9 protein-coding genes and 1 rRNA gene are annotated in these 7156 nt (G+C 50.8%); 6 read left to right on the plus strand and 4 right to left on the minus strand.

Features of this window, described 5'->3' with window-relative positions:
* Positions 1-148: 148 nt before the first annotated feature.
* The 4 genes from frdA to frdD are packed head-to-tail and all read left to right on the plus strand — an operon-like array spanning position 149 to position 3457.
* Positions 149-1954, plus strand: a complete 1806-nt coding sequence (gene frdA, locus BZG74_RS13885; protein WP_077773148.1) for a fumarate reductase (quinol) flavoprotein subunit — start codon at positions 149-151, stop codon at positions 1952-1954.
* A complete protein-coding gene (locus BZG74_RS13890) occupies positions 1951-2706 on the plus strand; it encodes a succinate dehydrogenase/fumarate reductase iron-sulfur subunit (protein ID WP_077773141.1) in 756 nt (251 codons plus the stop codon). The genes frdA and BZG74_RS13890 overlap by 4 nt, the downstream gene beginning before the upstream one ends.
* A complete protein-coding gene (gene frdC / locus BZG74_RS13895) occupies positions 2703-3086 on the plus strand; it encodes a fumarate reductase subunit FrdC (protein WP_077457626.1) in 384 nt (127 codons plus the stop codon). The genes BZG74_RS13890 and frdC overlap by 4 nt, the downstream gene beginning before the upstream one ends.
* 8 nt (positions 3087-3094) lie before the next feature.
* Positions 3095-3457 carry a fumarate reductase subunit FrdD gene (frdD, locus tag BZG74_RS13900; protein ID WP_077773142.1) on the plus strand — a complete coding sequence of 121 codons (363 nt, stop codon included), beginning with the start codon at positions 3095-3097 and terminating at the stop codon, positions 3455-3457.
* A gap of 67 nt (positions 3458-3524) precedes the next feature.
* Here frdD and efp read toward each other — a convergent pair whose 3' ends face one another.
* A complete protein-coding gene (gene efp / locus BZG74_RS13905) occupies positions 3525-4091 on the minus strand; it encodes an elongation factor P (RefSeq protein WP_046074398.1) in 567 nt (188 codons plus the stop codon).
* 33 nt (positions 4092-4124) lie between these two features.
* Between efp and epmB the strand changes: the two genes are divergently transcribed.
* Complete coding sequence (epmB, locus tag BZG74_RS13910) at positions 4125-5147, plus strand: EF-P beta-lysylation protein EpmB (protein WP_077773143.1); 1023 nt, start codon at positions 4125-4127, stop codon at positions 5145-5147.
* 88 nt (positions 5148-5235) lie between these two features.
* A complete protein-coding gene (locus tag BZG74_RS13915) occupies positions 5236-5724 on the plus strand; it encodes a GNAT family N-acetyltransferase (protein WP_077773144.1) in 489 nt (162 codons plus the stop codon).
* Here the strand turns inward: BZG74_RS13915 and BZG74_RS13920 are convergent.
* From BZG74_RS13920 to rrf, 3 genes are all read right to left on the minus strand, one after another.
* Positions 5721-6362 carry a flavin reductase family protein gene (locus BZG74_RS13920; RefSeq protein ID WP_077773145.1) on the minus strand — a complete coding sequence of 214 codons (642 nt, stop codon included), beginning with the start codon at positions 6360-6362 and terminating at the stop codon, positions 5721-5723. The genes BZG74_RS13915 and BZG74_RS13920 overlap by 4 nt on opposite strands.
* Positions 6363-6370: 8 nt before the next feature.
* On the minus strand, positions 6371-6751 hold the full coding sequence (locus BZG74_RS13925; protein ID WP_077773146.1) for a thiol-disulfide oxidoreductase DCC family protein: 381 nt from the start codon (positions 6749-6751) through the stop codon (positions 6371-6373).
* A gap of 244 nt (positions 6752-6995) precedes the next feature.
* Positions 6996-7111 (minus strand): 5S ribosomal RNA (gene rrf / locus BZG74_RS13930).
* Between the last annotated feature and the right edge of the window lie 45 nt (positions 7112-7156).

The following is a 7156-nucleotide window of genomic DNA, read 5'->3' on the forward strand; positions in this document are numbered from 1 at the left end:
TCACACTTTTATGCAATTTAACACCCATGTCCGCAAAATCACGGCAATTCCCCGACTGAGTCAATTTTTGCTGTGCACAGATTGCCTACCATGACAGCAGAACAATAAATAAGCCAAGCACTGGCTTTCCCTACACTGGAGGATGAACGTGCAGACCATTACCACAGATATTGCAGTGATTGGCGCCGGTGGCGCTGGGCTGCGCACCGCTATTGCGGCCGCCGAGGCAGATCCCTCTCTTAATATTGCCCTGGTATCTAAGGTCTACCCAATGCGCTCCCACACTGTGGCCGCAGAAGGAGGCTCGGCTGCCGTCATCAAGGACGAAGACAGCCTAGACAACCATTTCAATGATACCGTCAGCGGCGGCGACTGGTTATGTGAACAAGACGTCGTCGATTACTTTGTTAAACATTGTGCCCATGAAATGGTGCAACTCGAGCAATGGGGCTGCCCTTGGAGTCGAAAAGACGATGGCAGCATCAATGTCCGTCGCTTTGGCGGCATGAAAGTAGAGCGCACCTGGTTTGCCGCGGATAAAACCGGCTTCCATATGCTCCACACCCTGTTTCAAACCTCGACCAAATACCCACAGATCCAACGTCTCGATGAATACTTTGTGATTGATTTGATTATCGATGACGGTCAAGTACAAGGCTTAATTGCCTTGCACATGGCGGAAGGCGAGCTGGTCTGTATTAAAGCCAAATCGGTGGTACTAGCCACTGGCGGCGCCGGACGCGTTTATAGCTGCAATACCAATGGCGGGATTGTCACCGGTGATGGCATGGCCATGGCTTATCGCCACGGCATCCCGCTGCGTGATATGGAATTTGTCCAATATCATCCTACGGGGCTACCTGGAACGGGGATCTTAATGACCGAAGGCTGCCGTGGCGAAGGTGGCATTATTGTCAACAAAGACGGCTACCGCTACCTGCAAGATTATGGTCTCGGGCCAGAAACGCCGGTCGGGCAGCCAAAGAACAAATACATGGAGCTCGGCCCACGCGATAAAGTCTCGCAAGCCTTTTGGCATGAGCAACACAAAGGCAACACCATCAAGCACACGCTCGGTGACGTTGTGCATCTCGATTTACGTCACCTCGGCGAAGACTACATTCAAGAACGGCTGCCGTTTATTTGTGAGCTCGCCAAAGCCTATGTCAACGTTGACCCCGCTAAAGAGCCAATCCCTATTCGTCCTACCGTGCACTACACCATGGGCGGCATTGAAACGGATGCCCAAACCGAAACACGCGTTAACGGCTTATTTGCGGTTGGTGAGTGCTCCTCCGTCGGTTTGCATGGTGCTAATCGACTCGGCTCAAATTCGCTCGCTGAATTGGCGGTATTTGGTCGGTTAGCGGGTGAAGGCGCAGCAAAACGGGCAGCGACTTTCACAGGTTGGAATCAAGCGGCGATTGATGCCCAGATTCAGAACGTCAAAGCGCGCATTGATCAGTTGCTGAGCAACCAAGGCGAAGAAAACTGGGCGGATATTCGCAAAGAGCTGGGCGACACAATGGAAGCGGGCTGCGGTATTTATCGTCGCGAAGATCTGATGCAAGCCACCATTGATAAAATTGCTGAGCTCAAAGCACGCTATCAACATGTTGCCATCCAAGACCAAGGGAGTGTGTTCAATACTGATCTACTCTATGCCATTGAAGTGGGCTATGGCTTGGAGGTCGCAGAGGCCATGGCACACTCTGCCATCCAGCGGAAGGAGTCTCGTGGCGCTCACCAACGGCTAGATGAAGGCTGCACCGAGCGTGATGATGATAACTACCTCAAACATACCTTGGCCTTCTATCAACCCGGGGGCGGCCCTCGCATTGACTACGGCGATGTTAAAATCACCAAATCACAACCACAAGCACGCCTATATGGCGATGCGGCGGAACACGCCAATCGTGGCAATGTGGATCAACAAGAGGAGCCCGCATCATGACGCAAACTACCTACCAGGTCTCAGTGCTCAGATACGATCCGGCAACGGATGAGTCGCCTTACTCGCAATCTTTCGTTGTGCCCGGTGATGAAACCATGTCGGTCTTAGATGCGCTGGGCTATATCAAAGACAACCTCGATAAGTCGCTGTCTTACCGCTGGTCTTGTCGCATGGCCATTTGTGGCTCATGCGGGATGATGGTCAATGGCGTTCCCAAGCTCGCTTGCAAAGCGTTTTTACGTGATTACGCCAAAGGGGTGGTGATTGAGCCTTTGGCTAATTTTGCGATCGAGAAAGATCTCGTTGTCGATATGACGCCCTTTATTGAGCGTCTTGAAGCAATCAAACCCTATATCTTGGGTAATGATCGTCGCCCTGAAGACGGCCCCAACACGCAAACGCCTGAACAAATGGCACGCTACAAACAGTTTGCCGCTTGTATCAATTGCGGCTTATGCTACGCCGCCTGCCCTCAGTTTGGTCTCAATCCCGACTTTCTTGGTCCTGCTGCGATCGCGCTGGCACACCGCTATAACCTTGACAGTCGAGACAAGGGGAAAGCCCAACGCATGCCACTGATTAATAGTGATAACGGTGCATGGGGATGTACTTTCGTCGGCTACTGCTCAAAAGTTTGTCCGAAAGGTGTTGATCCTGCGGGTGCGGTCAACCAAGGCAAGGTGGCTTCCACCCAAGATATGGTGATTGCCATGTTTAACCCTAATAAAGATGGGCAGGAGGTAAGAGGATGAGTAACCGCAAACCCTATACACGCCCCATGCCGCGTACTTGGTGGCTCGACCATCCGTTCTACCGCTTTTATATGGTGCGCGAAGCGACAGTACTGCCTTTGGTCTTTTTCACGCTGAGTCTCACAGCTGGGTTAATTTGCTTGGTTCAGGGGCCACAAGCGTGGCAAAGCTGGCTGGATTACATGGCCCACCCGGTTGTGATTATCTTGAACCTGGTCGCCTTGGTCGCCAGCCTGTTTCATGCCACCACATTTTTCAGCATGATGCCGCAAGTAATGCCGATTCGCATTAAAGGCAAACTGCTCGACGGTAAATGGGTAATTGGTGCGCAATGGGCCGCGGTCGCGGTGATATCACTGATTGCTCTGGTGCTCATTTAGGAGGTGTTATGATTGATTCCAAACCCAAACGTTCCGATGAGCCCATTTGGTGGAGCCTCTTTGGCGCCGGGGGAACCTGGTTCGCGATGTTTACCCCAGTGACTGTCTTGATTCTGGGGGTGCTCATCCCACTTGGCGTTATTGACCCATCCGCATTGAGCTATGACCGCGTGACGATGTTTGCTGATCACTGGCTCGGCAAGCTGCTGATCCTGGCCACCCTTGCGTTGCCTATGTGGCATGCCATGCATCGTATCCATCACGGGCTGCACGACTTAAAGCTGCATGTTGGACTCGCCGGTAAGGTGATTTGCTACGCCATCGCCTTTGCGGTCAGTGTCGCGGCCATACTGTTGGTATTGATTGTCTAATTCCAGTCAAAACAAGGCATAAAAAAAGCCCTGGCTGATGAAGCGCAGGGCTTTTTTTTAACAAAGGTTACTTAACCCGTCCAACGTACTCACCCGTACGGGTATCGACCTTAATCACTTCACCGATTTGAATAAACAAAGGCACGCGAACCACAGCGCCCGTGCTCAAGGTAGCAGGCTTACCACCCGTGCCTTGCGTATCACCTTTCAAACCTGGATCGGTTTCCGTTACCTCTAGTTCAACGAAGTTAGGTGGGGTAACCACGATAGGGTCGCCATTCCACAGTGTAAGCGTACAAGTGTTGTTCTCGACTAACCACTTGACGTTATCACCCACTGCGCTTTCGTTAGACGCAATTTGCTCAAAGGTTTCATTGTTCATAAAGTGATAGAATTCACCGTCTGTGTACAGGTAATCCATATCGACTTCAATCACGTCAGCCGCTTCAACGCTGTCACCCGATTTAAATGTTTTCTCTAGTACTTTACCGGAGATCAACTTACGGATTTTGACACGGTTAAAGGCCTGACCCTTGCCTGGCTTTACGAATTCATTTTCGGTAATGACACACGGCTCGTTATCGAGCATAATTTTCAAACCGCCGCGGAATTCATTAGTGCTGAAAGACGCCATCTTGATCCTCTTAACATCTTCGAGTTTTCACAAATGTCGCACATCATAACCCGAATCCAGCCTGCTGTTGAGCGAAACTGGATCAAAGAACTCGCAGAGGCGATCACAGATCCCAGTGAACTGCTGCAAATGCTTGAAATTTCACCACAGGGGTGGGAGTCCGGTTTTACGGCGCGCCGTTTGTTTTCACAGCGCGTCCCGCGCAGTTTTGTCGCCAGAATGGAAAAGGGCAACCCTCATGATCCATTGCTAAAGCAAGTGCTACCGATTGCCGACGAATTTAATGAGGTTGACGGGTTCAGCGCTGACCCACTGGAAGAACAAGATAATGCCGTCCCTGGACTGTTGCACAAATACCACAACCGAGTGCTGCTGATCGTTAAGGGTGGCTGTGCAATAAACTGCCGTTATTGCTTCCGCCGCCATTTCCCTTACCAGGATAACAAAGGCAGCAAACGCGTGTGGCAAGGGGCGCTGGATTATATCGCCGCTCATGCAGAGATAGACGAAGTGATTTTATCGGGTGGCGACCCGCTGATGGCCAAAGACGAGGAGCTCGATTGGCTCATCAGTGCTATCGAGCAAATAACGCATGTTAAACGGCTGCGTATTCACTCTCGCTTGCCCGTGGTGATCCCCGCACGCATCACCTCAGCGCTGACCGAGCGTTTATCGCACTCGCGTTTACAAGTGGTGATGGTCACCCACATCAACCATGCCAATGAGATCGATGACCAGTTAAGCGACAAACTCCACGCACTGCGACAAGCAGGTATCACGCTGCTTAACCAAAGCGTGCTCCTTAAAGGCGTGAATGATAGCGCTGACGCTTTGGTGGCTCTGAGTCAACGACTGTTTGAGGCTGGCGTTTTACCCTACTATCTGCATGTATTGGATAAAGTTCAAGGCGCCGCCCACTTTTTAGTCTCGGACGATGAAGCGCGCGCATTAGTGCAAGACATTATCGGCCAGCTTTCCGGCTATTTGGTCCCCCGACTGACCCGAGAAATTGGCGGGCGAGCCAGTAAAACCCCACTGGATCTACATTTAGAATGAATAATCAGTAACTTATTTAATATAAGCTGTTGATTTATCTTTGCTTCCATGGCTTATTAGAAAGGTAAGCTCACCACAAGGATGTGTTATGTCTCTGATTATTCGTCAATACCACGCCGACGACATTCCGGCGATACGCGATATCTATGCGCAACCCAAGGCTCAAGCAGGCACCTTACAATTGCCGATGCCAAGCCTCGCCATGTGGGAAAAACGGCTTAATAACGTACCAGATGGCGTATACCCGTTGGTTGCCGAGCTGGAGGATAAAGTGGTCGGTAATCTCGGCTTCGTCATTGCCGCGAATCCTCGCCGTCGCCACGTCGCAGATATTGGCATGGGCGTTCATGATGCCTATCAAGGCCGCGGCATTGGCAGTGCGCTCATGGAAAAAGCGATCGATTTAGCCGAAAACTGGCTGAACGTTTCACGGATAGAACTAACCGTTTATACGGATAACGCGGCTGCGATCCATCTCTATCAACGCTTTGGCTTTGAAATTGAAGGCACCGCCAAACAGTTTGCGTTCCGTAACGGCGAGTTTGTCGATGCCCATTATATGGCGCGTACCCGCTAATCAAGCCACTCAGGCATACTGTCGGGTTTAGCGTAACTGAGCCGCCCCACACGATCGGTGCAGTGGTAACTGTCTAAGCCACTCAACGCGACGGTGCCTGCTTGCTCAATATCGACAAAACCATCATGGCTGATACAGCTATCTGGAACATGCGCCTCAATGATCTCACCGACCAATAGATGGGTGCCATTGATTGCCATGGTATGCTCTTCACGAAGAATCAGGCCTAGACGTATCGCGGCTTCTTGAACATAAGGCGCATTGATTCGCTCACGCCATAAGGGCGTCAACCCCACTTGCTCAAATTCAGACACCCCGTGTGGATAGCGTGCTGACGTTTGATGCGCCGCGACAACCATTTCCTTTTGAACATGGTTAAGTGTATAAACCCCGGTTTCGCGAATGTTTTCTAGCGTGTCACGCGGTACGGTATCAGGGCGGATAATCACGCCCATTAATGCTGGGTTGGCTCCTAGATGAAACGCAGAACTCACAATGCACAAGTTTGTCTGTCGATTTGAGTCACTGGTGCCTAGCAGGTTCGCCGATTTAAAGCCCGACAGGCTATTCACGAACGCCGCGCGATAACGCTTTTCCATCGCCAGTATATCGTCTCTATCATACACACTCAGAGCCATATCCATCCTTACTTAAGTTGGCATTGTTGACAGCGAGCTTGCCCCGTTAACAGCGCGGATATGCGATAACGGTGTTGGGCAAAGAACAGGTACAGTTTATCAGCAAACCAAGCAATACCAGGCCAGCGTAGCCACTTCACCCAATACCCTTTATTCACAGCCCGCCAAGCTACATAAATCGCATCTAAACCATACACTATCTGCCCGCCGCTATCTTGCGCATGCAAAATGCGATTGGCGGCACTGGGATCTATGTCAGGAAAACGAACAGAGAAGTCAGCTTGATGAATATCAACCAGCTGTAACGCACCCTGGGTATCCCAGCGAGACAGCTTACGCATTTCTTTCACGCATAAAGGACACATGCTGTCATAAAATACAGTCACCATAATCACTCCTCCTGGTAACAAGATTACGCACAGAAGGGAAAAGAAGATCAGAGAAACGCACGGTAGAAAAGCTAGCAGGAAGGGAAAGCATAGCGCTCAGTACAAAAATAACAGACACAAAAAAGCCCCGACCGTGAGGTCAGGGCTCTGTATTTTCTCATCAAAGTCTTACACATATCCGCTTTGATGCTTAAATCAGTTTTTGCGTTCAGATTTTTCCAAAAATCTGAAAACAAGAAAGCAAGCCTGGCGATGTCCTACTCTCACATGGGGAGACCCCACACTACCATCGGCGCTGCTTCGTTTCACTACTGAGTTCGGCATGGAGTCAGGTGGGTCCAAAGCGCTATGGTCGCCAAGCAAATTCGGTAATCTAGAAAGCTGTTCGTTCTCGCCACAATCAAC

It is taken from the genome of Salinivibrio sharmensis, assembly GCF_001995985.1.
Taxonomy (GTDB): domain Bacteria; phylum Pseudomonadota; class Gammaproteobacteria; order Enterobacterales; family Vibrionaceae; genus Salinivibrio; species Salinivibrio sharmensis.